The organism is Microcoleus sp. S13_B4, from assembly GCF_036700885.1.
GTDB lineage: Bacteria > Cyanobacteriota > Cyanobacteriia > Cyanobacteriales > Microcoleaceae > Microcoleus.
In genome coordinates this window covers 16627-39004 of the sequence record NZ_JAUBPU010000057.1, presented here as the reverse complement: position 1 = coordinate 39004, position 22378 = coordinate 16627, and the positions used below count along the sequence as shown (strand labels likewise).

Genomic DNA, 22378 nt, shown 5'->3' with positions numbered 1-22378 from the left:
AGGTCTAAATGGTGGAGCGGCTGTTAGTAGTACGGTTATTAAACTCGGCAGCAATTATTTGGGCGTAGTCCAAGGTGTTGCTCAAAGTGATCTAACTGCCAATGTCTTTGTTGTGTTGTAAGTCGTGTAAGAGGGAATATCGGCTTTACAACCGCCAGCCTAAAAAGAGCGATTAATTTTAACTTTTCTAGGTTTAAAATGAGTAGTAGGGTGCGTGCGACGCACCCTAGTTTTCCTTACTCCAATCCTCTTCCTTCCAGGTATAGGTGGCGGTCTCCGGTCCCCGGTTCCCGGTCAACTGAATGAGGCGCTCCGACTCCTGGAAGCCCCGTTTTTTACCGAATCTATGGGCCCGCTTGAAGTATTTTTTTTAAAAAACCCGGTTTCCGAGCCCCCATGCGTAAGTCCTATATTAAAAAGATAATTTTTAACATACATAGTGTACTCACAAAAATACCTAATAAAAATACTAATAGCTCTTAGGTAACTTATCGGTCTTGAGTGTTTTATAAATGTAGAAGGCAGTATTTTATAACACCTGCTATCATAAAAGTTAAGAGGACAGCTTAAATGGCATCAATTCAACTGAGAAATCAGCTAACTGCAACTGACAAGGTTATCCCGACTCCTAATCTGTTAGATGGTTCTTCTGCAACAACTCGCGCTAAAGATTACATCTTAGAGGTAGAGTTAGTTAATCAGCCAATATCAATTGGTCTTTTTAAAGATCCGGGTACTGGCTATGACCCTTACGTGCAAGTCTTTCAGATACCCAAAGGCAGCAAGGGTACGAATGTCGCTGATACGGGTATTCTTATTGCTCAGGATGATAATAACGGCGGTGTCTCCGGAGGAAACTCAAAAATAACTCCTGATACCATTGTTCCAATACAACCACCACCAAGGGGTCTAGGGGGTACTAGCAGAGTTCCAACAAGACCCACGTTCCCCACTGGTCTTACTTCCCTTAAAAGTGCGCCTGGTGTGGACTATGTAGTCCGCGTGACTAGCTTGGATACGTTACCATCAAATTCTCAGCCTTTCACATTACAGGTTGCAACTCCCAATGGCAATGTCGCCTTGAAAGACCCCGTAACAGGTGCGACTTTAGATGCACAAGGCAACATCATCGGAGGCGGTAGCGGCGACCCTCTAACAGGCAATCTTCCCGTCGCGCGTTTCTTTGACAAGGTGGCTGGAGGGCATTTTTATACCACAGACCCGACAGAGAAAAATGACCGACTAAACAACCCTGCTCGTTACCAGAGTGAAGGCGATGAATTTATCGCTCCAGCCGCCGGTAACGCAAAGGTTCAACGCTTCTTCAATACGGCATCAGGAACCTTTTTCTATACGAATAAACCTGGTGAGATACAGTTTGTTCGCGACAACTTACCCCAGTTCCGTGCTGACGGGGATGCTTTCAATTCATATAACACGGCCGTTTCGGGTGCGATACCCGTCTTTCGTTTTACCAACCTGGCGAGGGAACGGGAAAATCCGCAAAATATTACACACTTTTTCACCGCAGACCCAAACCAGCGGCGGGCGGTACAGGGGAGGTCAGATTTCCGGGATGAGGGGGTTGCTTTTTATGCTCTTCCCGTTTAAGCAGGCAGTTGGATTCATCTAGGTTTAAAATGAGTAGTAGGGTGCGTGCGACGTACCCTACTTTTTTATCTATTAAACTTTTGGGTAACAAGCGATATTTTGCTTATCCTATGAACAATCTCAGTACAAAACCTTCCCTCTTCAAGGCTTTAACTGTAATTAGCTTGTGCTTGTATATAATCTTAGCGGTTAGCCCGCCCGCTTTTGCCTCGATTCACAAATATCCAGAAACTGCCGAGACAGTAATGTTCCGATCCGTACAAAGCCTGCGTGATACAGACGATAAAGCATGGCAAGTTGTTTTGTACAAGCGAGTCAAGTCGGGAGTAGTAAAGTCTTTAAATCTGAGATTAGTAGGATTTCCCGGAACAGAATTGCAGCACCCGGTTTCGCTGAAAGTTGCGGCGGGAAAGCGCGAAATTGGCAATGCTAATGATATTTGGAGCGAGTCGGGTTTGCCTATTAATGTCGGAGAATACGATTTCAAATCAATAATTACACAATTGGAAAGTAATCGACCTTTGCGGTTGAATTTGCCCGTGAAAAATCCAAAAGAAACAGAATTGCTGGTTCCTCCTTTTGCTGTCAGAGAATGGCGGCTGTTGTTAGACAGAAACTAAATATACCAATTTAAGCGCACTCTACATTTAAAATCCATACAACAATTTCCAATGTCACAAATCGCTATGTTTAAATTATGCCTTAAGATAGATTTAACGCAAGCGAAGAATAATATTTTAGGGAAAAAACTAAATAGCTCAACTTAATCGCACTGTACATTTAAAATCGCTCAAGTTTCCTGGATGTATTAAAAATAACTTTATTTACATAGATCTTAAGGTAGATTTAACCTATTTTAAGGGTAATTATGAAACAAACTAAAAGCTGAGTTAGTCGGTTGACAAAACTTCAGTGTTTTAACGTAGGTGTATTCAGGGTGAAGCTACTATGACTTTAATCAGTAAAATTGTCCGAAAAGCTTTGGCAACAGGTTACTTAACGGTTGAGGCCGAAGAACAGTTGCGACAGCAGTTGCAGATGACTAAGTACGGTTTAGAAGATTTTGAGGCTTTTATTAATTTGCAAAAAGAGGTGATGGAGGGTAGGGTGAAACAGCAAGCTTTGGAATTGTTACGATCGCGCAGATGTTCTATGACGGCTTGAATCCCGTTCGATCGACCTTTTGGATCAATGGGATAAAAAAGTTACAGCATCTTGTATTTTTATCCCTAATTAGAAATTTACGGCGCGATCTAACTTGACAAAAATACCAAAATCGCGAATAATGGTAGATTGTCTGTCTAAATCCGGCTCGGATCAGGTTAAGACATTCCAAAAGCTGGAGAGCAGTCAGCAGTCAAAAGTCCACAACGACCAATGACCAAAGACTCATCAGCTACCTGTACGGCAATCTCAACAACCATCCCATGACTTACGCAATCATTGAAACCGGCGGCAAACAATTTCGGGTAGAACCAGGCCGCTTCTACGACATCGAACTGCTTCACGTCGAAGCTGAATCCAAAGTCACCATAGACAAAGTATTTCTGATCCAGCACGAAGGCGAGGTTCATATCGGCCAGCCTCTACTAGAAAATGCCACTGTAGAAGGAACGGTTCTCCGGCATTTCCGGGGCCGCAAAGTCCTCGTCTACAAGATGAAGCCGAAAAAGAAAACTCGGAAGAAAAAAGGGCACCGTCAAGAAACAACTCGCTTTATGATTGACTCGATTAGTGTCAACGGTACAGTCTTAGCCACCAGAGACTTAACTCAAGCAGTGGTGGAAACTCCCCAAACCGCCGAAACTGATTCAGAATAAAACATAGTAAATACAGTTGAGGATATTATGGCCCACAAGAAAGGTACAGGCAGTACACGTAACGGACGCGACTCTAATTCTCAGCGTCTGGGTGTCAAAAAGTACGGCGGTCAAGTTGTCAGAGCTGGCAACATTTTGATCCGTCAGCGCGGCACCAAATTTCACCCTGGTAACAATGTAGGTATCGGCAGAGATGATACTCTGTTTGCCATGATTGACGGTGTGGTGACTTTTGAAAGAAAAGGCAAAACTCGCAAGAAAGTCAGCATTTATCCTGTGGTTGCAGCACCTGTGGCTGAACCCGTGGCTGAACCCGTGGCAGTTTAGTTTTATGGTTCCTAGGCTATGCCTGGGAACGCATATAATTGAGGCTCTGCCTCCTGATTTTCTATTTTATTAGAAAGTTATAGGAGGCAGAGCTTTTTGCAATTTGTTTCGCCGGAGAAAGGACTCTGGGTGCTTACCAAGAACCAGAGAAGCAGGAAAAACTCTTGTGTTTACTTCTAAAAATTGGCTAACCTCCTCCCACAATTGTCACAACTTCTAAGATGTCGCCCTCTTGCATCTGTGTAGTTTCCCAAAATTGTTTGTGCAGAATTTCCCCGTTGTACTCTACAGCCACCAAGCGCGGGTTTAATCCCAATTGTTCTAGTAATTTTGGTAACGGTGTGTCGATCGCACAATTGCGGGTTTCTCCGTTAACTTGCAGCGCAATTTGATTTATCATAAGTAAAATATCAGTTTTCAGGGCGGGTTTTGTAACAAAATTATATTTTATGCACAGATTTCCTGCGCTAAACCCGCCCTACGAATCGCAAATAAACCTAGCTTTTTCCGTGCAAAGCTTTCTGAGCTTTCAGATTCTCCATCCGAATCAACTGCGAGATGAAAAACTGCGTGACTAAAGTAGGCTGTTCTGCTTCCATAATTGCGCGTACTATGGCAACCCTTTGAGCTCCGGCATTCAATATTTCATCGACGTTGTTGATATCAATTCCGCCGATCGCAAACCACGGAATCGGCGACTTATCAGCAGCATACCGCACATAGTCCAAACCTGCAGCCTGTTTATCAGGTTTAGTAGGAGTGTGGTAAACCGGCCCAACTCCAATGTAGTCGGCTCCCTCTTCAATAGCTCGCTGCATTTCCTCGCCATTCGTAGTAGAACGACCGATAATCCGTCCCGGGCCGAGCAACTTGCGCGCTTCCGCCACAGGCAAATCTCCCTGCCCTAAGTGTACGCCGTCGGCATCGGCTGCGATCGCAAAATCCACGCGATCGTTCACAATCAGCAAAGCATCGTAGCGGTGACAAAGTTCGCACAGCTTGCGCGCATTAGCCAACTTTGCGCCGTCGTCTGAGCTTTTGTCGCGGTACTGCACCAAAGTCAGTCCGCCTTGCAAAGCAGCTTCCACAACTCCCATCAAGTTGTCTCTCGGCGAAGTTACAAGGTATAACTGCGATCGAAGTAACTGCTGGTAGCGCCGGTAAGCCAGCAAATTACTTTCGAGAGTATAAACCCGATAGCGCATCTGCTTAAAAGCCGCGCCCATATTCCGATCGTAAATTTTGCCATACTCTTCGAGTACCCGCAGAGCTTCTTCCACCCGACAGAAATTCGCCTCCAGTAGCTGCTGAATGCTCGAACGCTGCTCTTCCTGCGGGTGAGTCAACTCCGTACCCGGATCAGCCGGCGTATCCCTAGCACTGCGAAGTTCTGCGACGTGCCAAGCAGCCAATTCTTGACGCAGTTGCTTGCACTCGCCAGCTAAATCGGCGTTGTTGAGACCAAACCTGCACCATTCTTCAATAATTCTCAACCCTTCGCGCGATCGATCTAAATTTGCATCTAAGATCCGGCAGAGGGCTGGCTGTGCCGGTAAAGTTCTGTTTTGTTTGTCGGTCATTCAGAACCACCCTAATTATAATTAATCCTACCAATCAACCCGCTACATTGTCCCACGCCGTCAAGATTGTGGCAAAGCAGGCGGCTTAATTTTGGCATAAACCAATGTAAATTCGACAATAATTTTTTAAGTTTTATTGAATTTGATGAAAACAAAGCATAATAGATCAAACTTGATGAGAGTGGAATCGTTAAACTGCATACCACACTTCGGAGGAGTGCCGTGAGGTTAGCAGAACAACACAAAAGATTAACAGAAGAAAACCCCAGCAGGCGGGTGAAATCAAAGTTCGATCGCAAAAACCCGACACCGAACTCGGGAAGCGGAAATCGGATCGCAAATCAGTGGGGTTTATTTATGCTCCTAAACTCTCAACATAGCGAGTGCAAAGAAAAGCGATCGCAAAAATCTTATTTGAGTTCTTGCCTTTTGCTCGTTTTTGCCAGCACCGCCCTTTGCAACCATCAACCGTCAGTTATCGCTGCCGGGATACCTGGAGTGCAGCTACTTTCTCAGACGCCGCAGAGCGACATTAACATACTTTACGTCAGCTCGATCGGCGGCAGCGACACGGGAGGCAACGGCAGCGATCAAGCTCCGTTTAAAACCCTTACCTACGCCTTAAGCGTCGCCCCGCCCAAAACAGCGATTTTGCTAGCGCCCGGTACTTACAGCGAGCAAACCGGCGAAAAATTTCCATTAATGCTCAGGCCCAGCGTGACAGTTCAGGGAAATCCCAACACTCGCGGTCAGAATATTGTCATCAAAGGCGGAGGATACTTTATCAGTCCGACTTCGGCGGGTCAAAATATTGCCATTTTAGGCGCAGATGGGGCGGGACTCAGCGGGGTGACGGTAACGAATACCAACTATCGCGGTTACGCTTTGTGGATCGAATCGAGTTCTCCGACGGTTGTCAACAATACTTTTTCTGGGAGCACTCACGACGGAATTTCGGTAGTGGGTACTTCCAGGCCGACGATTGGCGGGAATGTTTTCTCAAAAAATGGAGCTAACGGCATTACGATTTTTGGGAGTTCCCAGCCGGAAGTTCGAGATAATGTGTTTGAAAACACGGGATTTGGGGTGAATGTAGCGCAGAACGCTTCGCCTCTGCTGATCGGCAACAAAATTACTCGCAATAAGGATGGCGTGGTGGTGCAAGCTGATGCTAGACCGGTGCTGCGTAACAATTATATCGAGAGTAATCGGCGGGACGGAATTGTGGCGATATCGAGAGCTCTGCCGGATTTGGGCACTGCCGCCGAACCGGGGGGCAATGTCATTCGCAACAACGGCCAGTACGATGTGAACAATGCGGCAAAAGGTCAAGTAATTCCAGCTTACGGCAATCAATTGTTGAGCAATCGGACGACGGGCTCGGTTGACGTGGCGGGAACTTTTAGCCCTCCACCAGCAATCGGGGGAAGTGCTTTGCAGCTAACGACCGATCGACCCCCCAGCATCGGTGGTCCAGACACTTCTCTCCCTGTTTACACCCCCGGGCGGCTAAGTCCCAGAGTAGAAAGAGCTCCAATTTCGCCACCTGCGCCCGTTTCAAGGCGACCGGTGCAAAATCGACCTGCACCGCGAAGCGCTGAGTTGCGGCAAGAGCTTTCTCCGAGGAATGCCGCTGCTTCAGCGGTAGTCCCAGGGGCGATCGCAATTCCCGTGCCCGATCCGAATTATCGATCGGTTTCGGAAAGTTCGGTACAGCAACCAATTATTCCTCCCAATTTTGATAGTTCGAGTTCGGTTGCTTCCGAGGGTAGATTGCCGGTTCCGGGCCGCAACATTCCGATCGGAAGGGGCGGTTATGTACCTGCACCTTTAGGCGGGAATTCTTTGCCCGATTCCGAAAATTCGCCCTCATTCGATCTACCATCTGCTTTGGGTTTGCGCTATCGAGTTGTGGTGGATGCAAACAGTTCGGGCGATCGACAAAAAATCCAATCCCTCGTTCCCGGTGCTTTTCGCTCTTTTTCCAGCGGGCGATCGGTGATGCAAGCCGGTGCTTTTCGGGAACGCGAAAAGGCTGACGAATTGCTACAAATGCTCAGCGCTAACGGTTTGAATGCTCGAATTGAGGACATTAAATGAAATCGTCATTAGTCATTAGTCAACTGTTGACTGTTGACTGTTGACTGTTGACAGCCAAAGACTGCTTGCTACTTCAAAATTTCAAAATTTTAGGGCCTAGCATATCGGATGCCAGACCCTAAAAAGTTTGTAAATTAAGTTGATTCAAGTGGGTTTTTAGCTCTGCTGAGTTTCAGCAAACTACAACTAAGGTGGACTTTTGTGCAACTACTCTGCGGACGAGCTAGCTATCAGCGGAGTCTATTCAGACTTCTGTGTTTGACTGTTGTGCGATCGCAACTTTTGATTCATGCAATAGCCTCAAGCTATCTAACAAATATCGAGCGCAATGTCAACCTTTCTTTGCTAATAAGCTACACGGTTCAGGCGTTGCCTGCGGACTAGAGCCGAGCGGGACAAATACTCTAATTCCAAATTTTTTATCCAAGTTTTTTGTGCTTCTTGGTTTTGCCCCTCATGTTTTTAAGTTAACACCAACTGCGCGTATAAAAACACTTTGTTTACCAAACTTGACACTTTTTGATATGAAGAAATACTTCCAAAAGCGATTATTAACAATTTGTACGATCGCCCGATCGCGCAACGTGCATAGCCGGCAGTATTGGCTTGCTGTCAACGCAGCAGAGCTTCCCAAGTTGCGCGGCCGACAATGCCGTCTGCTGGCAGTTGATACTGTCGCTGAGCCTCCTTGACAGCAGCTTGAGTTTCCGGGCCGAAAACGCCGTCAGCACTCACCCGCAAAAATCCCTTGGCCCGCAGCCGTTCTTGCAAATCTCTGACTACCGCCCCCCGCATTCGTCTTCTCAAAACGGGAAAATTCGTTGGCTGCGCTTGGGGGTTAATCTCTGAGTTGTCGGTAGTTACTGGAGCGTTGGCGATCAGGTTTTCGAGCGCGCTCGGAGCTGCTGGAAACAGCCGGTTCCAAGTATCTTGACCGACTATTGCGTCGGGAGGCAGACCTGCTGCTTCCTGGAACTGAGACACAGCTCTAGCGGTGCTTGGTGAGAAAATCCCGTCTACAGTGTCAGGGTAAAAGCCCAATAATTTAAGAGCAGCTTGGAGTTCGATCACTTCCGACCCTCGGCTGCCCAATTTGATCGTGGGGCGGACGATCGCACCTGTTTGAGCGATCGGGCTGTTGCTGTTACTCTGTTCGGAGGTAGGTAGCTGTGCGACAGCAGGAGTAGGGGCGATCGATCCCATTACCAATAAACCGCACAAACTCCAGCCGAAGAGCAAACTGGGAACCTCGCGGGCGTCATTCCAGCTTGCTGTCAAGTTTTGGGACATTGGGAATTCGACCTCTGCAAAACTGGTAGCGATCGTACATCAAATCTGGAAAAAATTGGGAATTTAGGCATAGGGAATTCGGCATAAGGCATTAACTGATTCCCTGGCTATGCCTGCGAACGAGTTAACTCAAAACTCACAACTTTTCTCCCCTTCCCTTTCCTAAAAATAATTTATCCCCTGAAATAGCTGCAATTGGCAAAAAAACTGCTAGATTGCCCTACAGAAAACATTGAACCGCGTTCATTGGGCCCCAGCAATACCATGTCCGAATCCAGAACCGCCAGCCAAATAGACATCGGCAACGTCAACATCGGGAACTTTCAAGTCGGCAGCATCAGCGGCACCAAATACAACGACTTCAACGCCAACGGCCGCCCTGATCCCGGAGAAGTCCCCATTCCCAACTGGCAAATCTACCTCGACCTCAACAACAACGGCCAGCCAGAATTTAACGAACCTTCCACCCTCACAAACCCGCAAGGCAACTACATCTTCGCCAACCTGCCGCCGGGAACTTACCAAGTTAGGGAAGTCCAGCAGCCGAACTTTCGCCAAACTACCCCAAATCCCGCACCCATCACGATTACCAGCGGCACAAATGCTGGCAATATCAATTTTGGCAACAACTTCAACGCAGGGACGATCGCAGGCACAAAATTCAACGACATCAACAACAACAGCAGCCGAGATCCCGGGGAACAAGGGCTAGCTAACTGGCAAATTTACCTCGATCTCAACCGCAACAATAGGCTCGATGGTGGCGAACCTGTTACTTTGACAAACGCTCAAGGCAATTACGCTTTTGTCAATATTCCCGCAGCTACATATTGGGTCAGAGAAGTCCAGCAACCGGGTTTTCGCCAAACCACGCCTGACCCTGGTCCGGTTAACCTTACTTCCAATGCCACTGTCAACAACATCAATTTTGGGAATGTCTTTTTTGTCGGCAGCATCAGCGGTCTCAAATACAATGACCTCAATGCCAACAGTGTCCGAGATGCGACAGACCCGCCTCTGACCAACTGGCAAATTTACCTCGACCTCAACGGCAACGGCAGCGTTGACCCGGGCGAACCCAACACCATCACAAACCCCCAAGGCAACTACACTTTTGCCAATGTTTCTCCCGGCCGATATTTGGTGAGGGAAGTCCAGCAACCGGGATGGGTACAGACTACGCCAAATCCAGGCCCGATCGACATCATCGGCAATACCAACGCTGTCGGCGTCAATTTCGGCAACAATTTACCCACCGGCAGCATCAGCGGCTTCAAGTTCAACGACCTCAACGGTAACGGCATCAACGAACCGACGGAACCGAGAGTTGCCAACTGGCCGATTTATCTTGATTTCAACAACAACGGCGTCCGAGATCCGAATGAACCTTCGACTTTAACAAACCCCCAAGGTAATTTCTCTTTTATCAATTTGCCTCCAGGCAGCTATGTGGTGAGGGAAGTTCCGCAGCCCGGTTTTCGACAAACCACGCCAAATCCGACTCCGATCACCGTGGGCAACGGCACAAATGCCACTAATCTCAGCTTTGGCAATGTATTGGTAACTGGCACCATCAGCGGTGTGAAATTTAACGATTTTAACGCCAACGGCCGCCTAGATCCTGGGGAACCGCCGATCGCCAACACTCCAATTTACATCGACCTCAACAACAACAGCAGTTTAGATCCGGGTGAAGCAAGTACCTTAAGCGACGTTCAGGGCAATTACAGTTTCCGCAACGTTCCGGTAGGTAGTTATGTTGTCAGGGAAGTTCAGCCGCCGGGTTTCATTCAAACGACTCCGCCTGCGGTGGTTGTTGTCTCGGCAGAGATTCGGGCTAGCAAAATCGATGTGGTGACGGGAGATGTGGTGACGGGAGATGCTGAGGGTGGGGCGGCTAAATCCTTGAAGGGCGAACTGCTGCCGAATGCCACCAGCTATGCGCGACTGGAACTTGCGGGTAATATGGCGGCGGATAGCTTGCTTTGGAGCGAGGGTCGTGATAGTTATCAAAGTAGTAAATTTTTGAGTGAGGGATCTTTTGCGAATTTAGGCAATATGCCTAACATTGGGCAACAGAATGTCGGTCTGGAGCCTAATGCACAAAGAAGTAATTTTGTCAAGACCCGTGAATTAATAAATGGGGCGATCGCTCACTCGTTTGTGCCGATGGGTGTGACAAATTTCCCGGTTATGTAGGGTGAGACAAAGCTCGATCGCCCTCAATCCCAAACCGCAGATAAAAATAACGAAGAGGTGAAAGGGCGATCGCGTGATACCCTATTGTTGGCAACCTCCAACACTCAAGCCTAAGTTCCGGCAAATCCGAAGCTGGCTTGTATATTGGGTGCAATATTCAGAGGCAGTAGCATCTCTGTGAGTGAGAAACTATCAGGTAATTCCCCCAAACCCGATCGGCGTATTTCCAGTCAGGGCAAGTCATATCAAGTGCGGTAGCTCGATCGGTGCTTGTTCTCTGTGCTTGGCAATCCCAGAGGAGGCGATCGTCTAGGACAGGGAGCCAGGACAAACAAGAACAATGCAGCCGGACTTGATATCAGGGGGAAGAAGTCAGTCTTAGGCTTTTTAAAGCTCGAAACAGCAAGTATGTACGGACAGAGAAGGCGTGGAAATCTTGAAGATGTTGCCCTCAAATTGCCAGGGTTCTTCAAAACCTGATATACTTGCCAGCGACAAAGCTTGAGGCATTGTTGTGTGAGATGGGAACATTACCTCAAGTGCAGACGTATGTAAAATCGAGTAGCGGTTGTCAGCTATTAGTAAAAACTACTCAGCAAGTTACAACCCATACAGTAGTCTGTAATTTACGTGGATTTAGGTGTGAAGGAGAGAAATCATGACAGATAACGCAGAGCGCAGTGTCCAGCAATTACAGCCAGTTGTGGTTGGGAATGCTGGCCCGGCAATTTTAGGCATCAAGTTCAATGACTTGAACGGCGATGGTATCAGACAGGCAAATGAACCGGGTCTTCGGGATATCCCCATCCTCCTCGAATCAGCAACCAACACCAACGGCGTATTTGATGCTGGTACTGGCGAAGTCTCAACCACGACGGACGCTAACGGTGCGTTCTCATTCATAAATCTTGTCCCTGGCAACTATGTACTCACGGAAACCGCAATACCTGCGGGTTTCCGTGCTACCACTCCCAACCCCCTCGCGGTCACTGTCGGCAACAGAAATGCTAACGTTTTCTTTGGCAACACCGCAGTTACAGGCAGCCGAATCGTTGGATGCAAATACCTAGACATAGATGCCGACGGCTTCCGAGATGGAAATGAACCGGGCATTAAAAATGTCAGAATCTATATTGATGCCAATGGCAACGGTCAACGCGATGCAGGGGAACAGAACACTTTAACAGACAAAAATGGTGCATGGTCGTTCAACGTAGCACCCGGGACTTACAAGATTCGGGAAGAACGGATCATACGACAAATTAATTCTGTTACTGGACTAGAAGTTAATGCTACGAACGCAGAACCCTTAGAAACACAAGATTTTCCCCAAAGCACTCCCCCCGGCAACGTTCCCGTACTGGACGTGACGGTAGCAGCCGGTCAAACCTTTGCCTGCGCTCAAGTTGGCGATACTCCGCTCTATCAAATTGAAGTTAACAAATTTCGAGACATAGACCGCAGCGGCACGCGAAATGTTGTTAATGGAGTCTTGGAACCCCCCATTGCCCGAGTACCGTTTATTTTAGATGTCAACGGGAACGGTCGCTGGGATGGAGCAGCCTCCGAACCGATAGCCATCACAGATGCGAACGGAGTAGTTACCTTCAAGGATTTGCGAGCTGGCAATTACAAAGTGTTGGAAATTTTTCCAAGTGTACTGCCTGCTGAAGTAGGTGGCGGTGTCCCCGGAAACCTCAATGCTCCAGTATCAACAACTGGAAACCCCGCTCTCGTTTCGGCACCAGGGCCTCAGGCGCGATTCCAGGGTACGATCAGCAGAGAGCAACCGCTGCTAGTAGCAGACTCAACCTACACGCTGAAACCAAACGACCCTAAATTCATAGACTCCAACCGCGACGGCATTCAACAACCAGGTGAAAGATCGATCGCCACCACTGGTGAGCGGCCAATTTTTGCAGCGCCAGTTACAACTTTACCAGCCCCCAACCCCTCGCCATCACTTACCTTTTCTGCCGTTGGAGCTACTCAGGGTATTGGCAGTAATGCCGGTGTGGGCAACACTCTACCGAACATCAATGTCTTCAAATACAATGATTTGAATGCCAACGGTCGCTACGAACCAACTCAGGGTGAAGCGCCAATTAGCGGTGTAACTGTCTTCCTAGACACCAACAATAATGGGACTCCCGACACTGGAGAACAGCAACTCAGGACAAATGACCAGGGAAGAGCCGCCTTTACCAACTTGTCAGTAGGCAACTATGTCGTCCGAGAAGTTGTACCGCCAAATTTCTCCCCTTCTACTGCAGATCGCGTCGATGTTACCCTCAATCTTCAGGACGCGAACGTTACCTTTGCCAACACACCCAGCAGCAACATCACCGGTTGCAAGTTTGAGGACTTCAACCTGAACGGTTATCGAGATGGCAATGAACCACCTATTCCTGGTGTCAGCATTTTTATCGATAGCAATGGTGACGGTCAGTTGCAAGCAAATGAACCCACTACTACTACCAATCAGTTTGGTACCTTTGCCTTCAACAATTTGCGCCCTGGCACTTACAAAATTCGAGAAGTAACGCCTCCTGGTTACTTCCAAACGACTCAACCAGTAGATGTTGTTCTGGGTGCGAATCAAACCTTTACTTGCGCTTTGGTTGGTAACTCTCGCCGCTATGACCTGTTGGTTCCTAAATTCCGAGATGACAACCGCAACGGCATAAAAGACGGAAACGAACCGCCTCTTGCCGATGTGCCCTTCACTTTGGATTTGAATGGCAACGGCCGCTACGATGCTGCAACAGAACCGCTGGTGAGAACTGATGCTGCTGGTATTGCTCGGTTTAATAATTTGTCTCCAGCCAGCTACTCGGTTTTGGAAGTCTTCGATACTCCGGGCGTTCTCAACAATTTCCCGATCCGAACTGGGCCCAACCCGGTTAGCTTTGACGTGCCGGGCCCTAACACAGTACCGACAACTCCAGAAAGAGCTATTCAGAGCATCCCTGATAAGCTGACTGGCGGCACGAATACGGATGTGGTAACTGCTTCTAGCCTCCCCGATGATGATCTGCTCAACGGCGGCATTTCACGCGATGCTACGGTTAAGGCCAGCAGGGTCGATAGCTTGATCGCACCTCAGGGTCCAGGTTTTAGCTTGGGTGACATCCAGAAGTTGGAAGACGCGGCAAAGGCTTCGATCCAGTTGTTTATGGTAGAGAACGGTCTCGATCAACCTGCATTAGGCTTCGGCGCTCCTCCTGCAGTACCTGATTTTAAAGTTAGGTAGGATTTGTAGTTCGAGACTCAGCAATTAGCAACTAGCTTGTTTAAACTGCACGTCAAATCATGTTTTGGCGTGCTTTTTGCTGTTTTGACAATAATTAGAGGTTCGCGCGGCGGGTTTATCGATTTCTTTAATTACCGGAAATATTTTTCGTGAAACCCGCCTCTACAACAAATATATGCCGATGCTCCAAGGAGCCGGTTTTACCGACAATCTTTGAGGAAAACTCACAATTTATATAAACCAGCCCGCCACAATCATGGGATCGGCTGACGGGTTTATTTATCTCTTTAATTACTGTCTTTAGTAGTAGGGAACGATCGGCAAAAAGAACGATTCCCTAGTTCGAGAAAACCTTTATTTATAGAGGTAGAACTTAGAGGAATATGTTATGCCAACTCAACAACAGACCAATCCGGCTCAACATCAAGAACAGCGACCCGGTATTGAATCCGAGATGACCCCCCAACCTCAATCCTTCGCGGAGGGATATCGCGGTAGCGACAAATTGCGCGATAAAGTAGCCTTAATTACTGGGGGAGACAGCGGTATCGGGCGTGCGGTGGCGATCGCTTTTGCCAAAGAAGGCGCTAACGTGGTCATCAGCTATCTTAACGAAGATGAAGACGCTAAAAAGACCAAAGAGGCGATCGAACAACAAGGCCGTCGCTGTATTGCGATCGCCGGCGACATCGGCGACGAAAACGTCTGTCAAAACCTTGTAGAACAAACAGTTAAAGAATTTGGCCACCTCGACATCCTCGTCAACAACGCCGCCGAACAGCATCCCCAAGAAAGCATCGAAGACATCACCGCCGAACAATTAGAGCGCACCTTCCGCACCAACATTTTCTCAATGTTTTACCTCACAAAAGCCGCTCTAAAACACCTACAAGAAGGAAGTGCAATTATCAACACTACCTCTGTCACCGCTTACAAAGGCAATCAACAATTGCTAGATTACTCCTCCACAAAAGGAGCGATTGTTGCTTTTACCCGCTCTTTGTCTCAAAGTTTAGCTGAGAAAGGAATTCGCGTCAACGGAGTAGCTCCCGGCCCGATTTGGACGCCTCTAATTCCCTCGACTTTCCCCGAAGAAAAAGTTGAGAAATTTGGTGCAGACACGGCCTTGGGACGCGCCGGCCAACCCGATGAAGTTGCCCCCAGTTACGTGTTTTTAGCTTCAAAAGATTCGTCTTACATGACTGGTCAAATTTTGCATCCCAACGGAGGTTCTGTGATTAACGGATAGATTGGTCGCGAGTTGATTATAAGAGCATTTTTTAAGCGTGGGTTTCACCCACAATCTCGCATCATAACTCAGAATCTAAATAAATCCGCCCCCACAACCAGCTTACGGAGGGCGGGTTTATTCATTTTTTTAGTTATATCGTTTCCGGTTGGATGGGAATGATCGAGTCTCGGTCAATACTTCCACATTCCCCCACTTCCCATCATGTATAAGTGCAACCAGAATTGATATAATTAATCTGCGTTAATCTGTGTTTATCTGCTTGTATCGGCGGTTAAAAAAAGAGAATGTATTAACCGCAGATGACAAGGGATTGACGCGAATTCACGCCAATGAAGAGGATAGAGATATAAATAAATAATTCCGATGCTAACAGATTTGAGATTAGTTTTTGAACCTTGGTGACTTCACACAAAACAGTAATCCCGCTACGTGGGTAGCGGGATTGATAGGTTGCAGTTTAACTATTCTCTAGTTTTGCTAGAGGTGTAATTAGCTGACTGCTGAATTAGCTCAAGTTAGCCATTTCTTGCTGGATAGTGCTTTTGGCTGCTTTGAATTGAGTAGCCATTTGTTCCATTTGTGCTTCGCTCAAGTTGCGGCGAATTTGAGGGAACATATCGTTTTCTTCTTCTCTTACGTGATCTTTAACCGCTGCTTGGAGCTGTTTGATTTGGGCTTTGAAATCAGAAGAACTGGGGTTCATGGACTTAATCTTGGCGAGCATTTGCTTCATTTCTGCTTGCTCGTCGTACAGTTCTTGAGTGTTGCTGTAGTAGCTGCGAATTGCTGGATAAACAATTTGTTCTTCTGCTTCTGCGTGAACGCTGAGGTCTTTGTAAAGTTGACCGAAGAATTCTTGCAGTTTTTGAGGATCTTCGGTGCTTGCGATTTCCATAAAGAGGGTATCGGTTTTGCGGTGATCCATTGAGATGATTTCGGTGATGTTCATCTCATCTTTGCTGCGGGTAACTGCACCGCCGATGATGCCGGTCATGGCTGCCATTGCATCTTGCACGCGGGCCCAAACGCCTTGGTCGGGGTCTTTGCCGGTCAGTTCGCGCACGCCCAAGATTTCCATAACTCCCTTGAGTTGCTCTTGGTGAGCGCGGTTTTCAAAGTTAACTGTGTTGAGGGGAGTAATGGCGGCTTCGATGTCGGCGCCGACTACTTGAGCGGCTTTGTGAATTAACAGACCGGCCATTGTTTGTTTGTGTTTGAGCAGTTCGTGCTGGGTGACTTTTTCAAACAATGTCAGTTCAGAACCTTCCATGAGTTTCTGAACTTCTTCAATCATTTTTGCGCTGGTTTCTTTGGGCTCGGCTTGAATGCCGTATTGCACGATCGTAGTTTCTAATACGCCCAAGTTTTTGCGATCGTCTTCAAGCATATCCCGGAAGCGATCAGCCAGTTCGGAGTCGTTGCAGGAATTGATGAACAATTGCTCGTTGGCGATCAACAAGTTTTGCAGCGCTTTCATGTCTGCTAATTTAGTCGCGATCGCTTGGCGCTTGGTATCTTCTAAGGTAGCTACCATCTGTCGTTTCTCCTCTCAATGTCTTTGGTGTTCTTATATTTCTTAATTTATTGAAATATTCCGATAACATCCTCTTTCTCCCGACTGATTCATTAATATCCCGCGCAACCTATTGACTTTTAAGCAAAAAAATGGTAAGTATTTGAGACTGCTTGAAAAAAAAGCAAAAAACAAAAAATAACTGATGAATAAGGATTAATGGCAGATGAGTAATGATTTCTGTATCAATTAATCCCGATCGCAGAGCTGTAAAGCGCTACCATAGTTGCAGCCGAAGTTAACTAAAGTTTAAGAATAACTAGCTTGTCTCAACTGCTCACTGCTTTAGAGTTCCCAGCCAATGTCTGGAAGCTCAACAACGGGTTAACGGTCATTCACCAGCGAATTTCGGCCACACCGGTGGTCGCGCTAGACGTGTGGGTGAGGGCTGGCGCTACGCTGGAGCCGGATTCTTGGTCGGGAATGGCTCATTTTCTAGAACACATGATATTTAAAGGGACGGATTCGATCGCCCCTGGAGAATTTGACCAGGTAATCGAAAATCGCGGCGGTGTCGCCAATGCAGCTACAAGTCACGACTACGCCCATTTTTTCGTCAACGCTGCGGCCGATTATTTAGCAGAAACAGCGCAGCCACTGGCAGAATTGCTGCTGCGCGCTTCGATTCCAGATCTGGAATTTGATCGCGAGCGAGATGTGGTGCTAGAAGAAATCCGTCAAGCTCAAGACGATCCCGATTGGCTGGGTTTCCAAGCCATGATGGAAACAGTTTACCAGCGACATCCCTACAGGCGATCGGTACTCGGCACGGAAGAACTGCTGATGTCGCGAACTCCCCACGAAATGCGCTGTTTCCACCGATCGCACTATCAGCCGGAAAATATGACTGTGGTGGTAGTCGGGGGAATTGATGAACAACAGGCCAGAGATATTACGGGGAAAGCATTCGAGCAGTTTTATGATCCGTGGGATTGTCCCAAATTAACCGCAGAGGCGGAACCGCCACTGATAGAAATTCGCCGTCAGGAACTCTGTCTCCCCCGATTGGAACAAGCGCGGCTGATGATGGCCTGGACGGGCCCGGGAGTTGAACACTTGCAAAGTGCTTGCGGCTTGGATTTGCTGTCGGTGTTGCTTGCAAACGGGCGGACTTCGCGTTTAGTCAGGGAACTGCGGGAAGAATTACAATTGGTAGAGGCGATCGACAGCACTTTCTCGTTGCAACGGGAATCGAGTTTATTTACTATCAGTGCAGTCTTGGATGCGAAGGATGTCGAACAGGTGGAATCTCGGATTTGCGATCGGCTTTGGCAATTGCAGTCGGAGCCTGTTTCCGAGGTAGAATTGCTGCGCTGTAAGCGTTTGCTGTGCAACGATTTTGCTTTCTCGCTCGAAACGCCGGGACAGCTAGCGGGTCTTTACGGATATTACAATACGATCGCCACTGCCGAATTAGCGCTTAGCTATCCCACCAGGATTAAAGCATTTGGGCCATTAGACCTCCAGCGCCTAGCTCAACAATATCTCTCTCCTCGACGCTATACGGCCGTGGTGCTCAAACCAATCTAATTGGTAAACGGGTGAAAATAAATATCTTTTATACCGGATAGATGTTCGGCGTTTGTCGGGGGTTCTCTGTGCTTGTGGCGCACCCTACGGAGTAAAGGTTCGGCATTTGTCGGGGGTTCTTTGTGCTTGTGGCGCACCCTACGGGATAAATGTTGTTACATTTAGATGTTGTGCGTCAAGCCCTACCCGGTATGACATCATACAATATGCAAATGCAAAATAGAAAAATGGCAATCAAGTAATTACAAATTACCAATTACCAATTACCCATTCCAAATTACCAATTCCCAACTAAATTAACCATGAAAAATGAAATCCAGCGCACGGTTTTAGACAACGGTATTGTTGTCTTAGCAGCAGAAAATCCAGCAGCAGATATTATTGCAGCTAGGATATTCCTGCGGGCCGGCAGTCGCTACGTGCAGCCGGAACAAGCAGGATTGTGTCACTTGCTGTCGGCGGTAATGACTAAGGGCACCGATCGCCTGTCTTCGCTGGAAATTGCCGAGCGTGTAGAATCGGTGGGAGCGAGGTTGAGTGCCGACTCTACTACAGACTATTTTTTAGTGAGTTTGAAGACGGTTTCTGCGGATTTTGAGGAGATTTTGGAGTTGGCGGCGCAATTGACGCGATCGCCTACTTTCCCGGAAGCTGAAGTCGAACTCGAACGCCGCATTGCCATATCGGCAATTCGATCGCAACAAGAACAGCCATTTGCGATCGCCTTCGAGCAATTGCGGCACGCGATGTACCAGGAACATCCCTATGCTTTCTCTCCCTTGGGCACGGAAGCTACTATGTCAAAGCTCACCAGAAACGAGCTCGAAGAGTTCCACAAAACCTATTTTCGTCCTGATAATGTAGTTATTTCTGTAGCCGGCAGAATATCGACCGAAGATGCGATCGCCCTGATTGATCGAACTTTTGGCGACTGGAAAGCGCCTTTAACACCCCTGCCAACTTTAACCGTCCCCCCCCTGTCACCATCCCCTGAATCGGTCGTTACGGCGCAAGATACGCAGCAATCAGTGATTATGCTGGGCTACCTCGCACCCTCTGTCAAAAATCCCGACTATGCAGCGATTAAGTTGCTGAATACTTATTTGGGTAACGGTTTGTCGAGCCGATTGTTTGTGGAATTGCGGGAAAAGCGGGGCTTGGCTTACGACGTTTCCGCGCTCTACGCGACGCGCTTAGACACGGCTCAGTTTGTCGTGTACATGGGTACGGCGCCGGAAAATACGGCCACTGCTTTTGAAGGATTGCGCGCAGAAGTCGATCGACTCACCAGCATCCAACTAAGCGAGGAAGAATTGCAAGCTTGCAAGAATAAAATGCTCGGTCAATATGCTTTAGGAAAACAAACTAATTCGCAAATTGCCCAAGTTTTAGGCTGGTACGAAATTTTGGGATTGGGAATTAAATTTGACCAGCAATTTCAAGAAGAAATTGCACAGGTGACAGCTTCACAAGCGCGGGATGCTGCTAAGAAATACTTCATCGAACCGTATATTTCTTTGGTTGGCCCGGAGGCAGCGATTACAGAGTTGGGTGTAGCGGCTGTTTGTTGAGTAGGAAATTGGCGATCGAACTTTTCAAAAGTTCGATCACTTCGATCGCAGATCAAAAAACTTTGCTCGTCTGCTGTTTCTAGGAATGTGAAATCAATGTTTCGCGTTGCGATGTAAGAGATGAAAGCGCAAGTTATCTGGTCAACTGACACTTGGGTGGGATATGTATTCTTTGTAGGGTATTGCTTTTAAGCCAGGGCGATCGCCAAGCCTTGATTTCAGCGAGCAACAGAGAGCATGATCTTCCATCGTTAACTTTTTAAGTCACCCTTGCCGAAAAGTTGAAGCCTAATGTTCGTGGTCAGCGGCTGCAGATCACCTTTGCCACTCGCCAGCGGCTTGCAACAGTCCGCTGCACCACGGTTGTTAGCTTGCTGGTAGCTGACCACTTTTGCATTTGCTGAGAAAAGTTTCATGATGCTTGCTGAGAGCGTTTTGATTTGGTGCTGTTTTTTGATCCTGTGGTAAAGTCAGTTTCCGATCAGCCAAATCTTGGTAACAGGTGCCGACGAGTTCAGGGGCAATCACCACTTCATTGGTATCCGGTCGAATTGATAGTAGATGTAAATCGAACAGAGTGTGTATGTCGGCTCTGAGCGGTAAACCATTTGTTGGATGATTGGTTTGAGTACCTAGATATGGAATTATATGTGCTGCTTCGATAGCTGACTCTACATCACAATCAGTTATTGGACATCGACCACCGTAAGCAATTAACAACTTACGTCGAAATTCAGCCTGTCCCTGTCGCTGCACAATAGAAGCAGTTATCCGTCGTCTAGCATCTTGAAGAGTTTCAGCGTCAAAATATCCCTCTGATTCAATTTTCTGGCGCTCAGCATCTAGCTCAGATTGCTTAAAATTATCTGGCCTAAATCCCACCTTTGGGACACGCCATACCTTAACTAATCCAACTAATCCATCATCTTCGTTGAACGCACTTGCATCTCCACTAGCCAAGAATTTCCCATCAGGGCTGAAGTTTATGCTAATTGGCCACATGAAATCCAAGTAGTGCAACTTTTCACGGTTTTTTAAGTTCCAAATCTCAATGCCATTGTATACTTCAAAAGCTAGAATTTGACCAGTAGGATCGACTGCAAAGCATTTAACATATTCGGACTCCTCAGCAAAAGCTTGTTGCAATTCTCCTGTTTGCACATTCCAGATTTTGACACCACCACCTCCACTACTAATTAGACTGCTACCATCTGGTGTGAAAGCAACCGTGCTAATATTGCTAGAATGACCCTCTAAGACATACAACGGCTCACCTAAACTTATATCCCATAACTTAACAGTAGCGTCATTACTGCCACTAGCTAGGGTTTTACCATCAGGACTGAAGGCAAGAGTATTTACTCTAAGGTCATGTCCTACAAAAGTACGGATTAGCTCTTTACTATCAATATCCCAAAGGTAAATAGTTGTTTTTTGTCCATCGGCAGTCTTATATTTATTTTCTCCTCCACTTGCAAGCAACTTACCATCGGGACTAAATGCAACTGAATGAATCGGATCTTTGCGTTTCGCAAGTGTACAAATTAAGTTTCTTGTTTTTAAATTCCACAATTTAACTGTCTTGTCAAGACTACCGCTAGCCAAAGTTTTTTCGTCAGGGCTAAGACTGAGAGAGACTATGGTATCCCTATGTTCTTCAAGAATAGTATCTACTTCTTGAGTGTCTAGATTCCAAAAGATAATTTCACTCCCGCTAACGCTAGCTAACATTCCATCTGAAGTAATTGGAACCCCATAAATCCAACTGGAATGACCTCTCAATTCAGCCACACATTCCCAAGTTTGGTTTAGATCAGATTTGCTCATGACGGTTGGCTCTTCGCGCTGAAATGATTCGGATTACATTGTTTTGACGTTCTGTCCAGACTACTACCGCTATTCCAGAACCGAGAAAACCGATTCCAAACCAGCGATCTTCGCCCTAATCAAAACGATCAGAAGAGCTCAATCAGCATTTCACCATCAAACATCGCGGGAACATCGGCAAAATCAATCTGATGTTTACGGATGTTTTCAAGGTTTTTCGCTTCGTCCCACTCAAATTGCATGAAGGATTAGGATATGCGAGATTAAACTATCTTCATTCATTATCACGCATTTGGCCCAACAGGTTTTATGCTGCACAGGAGATCGATGTTGGGATCTAAACTCGATCGCCCGCAAGCATTAAACACTGGAAAAAACTTAGTGCGACTTCAATTGAACCTTTTCTGTTCCCGATCGGTCTAAATTGAACAGACGCCCGATATGT

Annotated in this window: 18 protein-coding genes; 12 read left to right on the top strand and 6 right to left on the bottom strand. The window is 47.2% G+C overall.

Annotated features, from left to right (window positions below; genetic code table 11):
- The first annotated feature begins 570 nt into the window (after window positions 1–570).
- From QT994_RS22430 to rpmA, 5 genes are all read left to right on the top strand, one after another.
- Window positions 571–1611, top strand: coding sequence for a hypothetical protein (locus tag QT994_RS22430; protein ID WP_333178323.1), 1041 nt, complete (start codon window positions 571–573; stop codon window positions 1609–1611).
- A 110-nt stretch (window positions 1612–1721) separates the two neighbouring features.
- Window positions 1722–2231 carry a DUF3122 domain-containing protein gene (locus tag QT994_RS22425; protein WP_333178320.1) on the top strand — a complete coding sequence of 170 codons (510 nt, stop codon included), beginning with the start codon at window positions 1722–1724 and terminating at the stop codon, window positions 2229–2231.
- A 328-nt stretch (window positions 2232–2559) separates the two neighbouring features.
- Window positions 2560–2775: a hypothetical protein gene (locus QT994_RS22420; protein WP_333178317.1), complete on the top strand. Its 216-nt coding sequence runs from the start codon at window positions 2560–2562 to the stop codon at window positions 2773–2775.
- A gap of 263 nt (window positions 2776–3038) precedes the next feature.
- A complete protein-coding gene (gene rplU, locus QT994_RS22415; RefSeq protein WP_333178314.1) occupies window positions 3039–3431 on the top strand; it encodes a 50S ribosomal protein L21 in 393 nt (130 codons plus the stop codon).
- Window positions 3432–3458: 27 nt separating this feature from the next.
- Window positions 3459–3758 carry a 50S ribosomal protein L27 gene (gene rpmA, locus QT994_RS22410; protein ID WP_333178311.1) on the top strand — a complete coding sequence of 100 codons (300 nt, stop codon included), beginning with the start codon at window positions 3459–3461 and terminating at the stop codon, window positions 3756–3758.
- Window positions 3759–3945: 187 nt separating this feature from the next.
- On the opposite strand, the gene thiS is transcribed toward rpmA, so the two are convergent.
- Together thiS and QT994_RS22400 are read right to left on the bottom strand one after the other, a co-directional pair.
- Window positions 3946–4158 (bottom strand): sulfur carrier protein ThiS, encoded by a 213-nt coding sequence (thiS, locus tag QT994_RS22405; protein WP_015176890.1) that lies wholly within the window; start codon window positions 4156–4158, stop codon window positions 3946–3948.
- 97 nt (window positions 4159–4255) lie between these two features.
- Window positions 4256–5338 carry a thiamine phosphate synthase gene (locus tag QT994_RS22400; RefSeq protein ID WP_333178308.1) on the bottom strand — a complete coding sequence of 361 codons (1083 nt, stop codon included), beginning with the start codon at window positions 5336–5338 and terminating at the stop codon, window positions 4256–4258.
- Between the two features lie 222 nt (window positions 5339–5560).
- On the opposite strand from QT994_RS22400, the gene QT994_RS22395 reads away from it, so the two are divergent.
- Entirely contained in the window at window positions 5561–7438 is a 1878-nt protein-coding gene (locus QT994_RS22395; protein WP_333178305.1) for a DUF1565 domain-containing protein, read from the top strand.
- A gap of 612 nt (window positions 7439–8050) precedes the next feature.
- Here the strand turns inward: QT994_RS22395 and QT994_RS22390 are convergent.
- Complete coding sequence (locus tag QT994_RS22390) at window positions 8051–8728, bottom strand: peptidoglycan-binding protein (RefSeq protein WP_333178302.1); 678 nt, start codon at window positions 8726–8728, stop codon at window positions 8051–8053.
- A 264-nt stretch (window positions 8729–8992) separates the two neighbouring features.
- On the opposite strand from QT994_RS22390, the gene QT994_RS22385 reads away from it, so the two are divergent.
- From QT994_RS22385 to QT994_RS22370, 4 genes are all read left to right on the top strand, one after another.
- Window positions 8993–10927 (top strand): SdrD B-like domain-containing protein, encoded by a 1935-nt coding sequence (locus QT994_RS22385; RefSeq protein WP_333178299.1) that lies wholly within the window; start codon window positions 8993–8995, stop codon window positions 10925–10927.
- A 181-nt stretch (window positions 10928–11108) separates the two neighbouring features.
- Window positions 11109–11240: a hypothetical protein gene (locus QT994_RS22380; protein WP_333178296.1), complete on the top strand. Its 132-nt coding sequence runs from the start codon at window positions 11109–11111 to the stop codon at window positions 11238–11240.
- Window positions 11241–11585: 345 nt separating this feature from the next.
- Window positions 11586–14180, top strand: a complete 2595-nt coding sequence (locus tag QT994_RS22375; protein WP_333178293.1) for an SdrD B-like domain-containing protein — start codon at window positions 11586–11588, stop codon at window positions 14178–14180.
- 388 nt (window positions 14181–14568) lie between these two features.
- Window positions 14569–15429, top strand: a complete 861-nt coding sequence (locus QT994_RS22370) for an SDR family oxidoreductase (protein ID WP_333178290.1) — start codon at window positions 14569–14571, stop codon at window positions 15427–15429.
- A gap of 508 nt (window positions 15430–15937) precedes the next feature.
- Here the strand turns inward: QT994_RS22370 and QT994_RS22365 are convergent.
- Window positions 15938–16966 carry a hemerythrin domain-containing protein gene (locus QT994_RS22365; protein WP_333178287.1) on the bottom strand — a complete coding sequence of 343 codons (1029 nt, stop codon included), beginning with the start codon at window positions 16964–16966 and terminating at the stop codon, window positions 15938–15940.
- Window positions 16967–17269: 303 nt separating this feature from the next.
- On the opposite strand from QT994_RS22365, the gene QT994_RS22360 reads away from it, so the two are divergent.
- Together QT994_RS22360 and QT994_RS22355 are read left to right on the top strand one after the other, a co-directional pair.
- Complete coding sequence (locus QT994_RS22360) at window positions 17270–18535, top strand: pitrilysin family protein (protein ID WP_333178284.1); 1266 nt, start codon at window positions 17270–17272, stop codon at window positions 18533–18535.
- A 302-nt stretch (window positions 18536–18837) separates the two neighbouring features.
- Window positions 18838–20106, top strand: coding sequence for a pitrilysin family protein (locus QT994_RS22355; RefSeq protein WP_333178281.1), 1269 nt, complete (start codon window positions 18838–18840; stop codon window positions 20104–20106).
- Between the two features lie 366 nt (window positions 20107–20472).
- Here QT994_RS22355 and QT994_RS22350 read toward each other — a convergent pair whose 3' ends face one another.
- Window positions 20473–21933: a WD40 domain-containing protein gene (locus QT994_RS22350; RefSeq protein ID WP_333178278.1), complete on the bottom strand. Its 1461-nt coding sequence runs from the start codon at window positions 21931–21933 to the stop codon at window positions 20473–20475.
- Window positions 21920–22006 carry a BrnT family toxin gene (locus tag QT994_RS22345; RefSeq protein ID WP_333178330.1) on the bottom strand — a complete coding sequence of 29 codons (87 nt, stop codon included), beginning with the start codon at window positions 22004–22006 and terminating at the stop codon, window positions 21920–21922. Before QT994_RS22345 ends, QT994_RS22350 begins: the two co-directional genes overlap by 14 nt.
- Window positions 22007–22378: the final 372 nt, after the last annotated feature.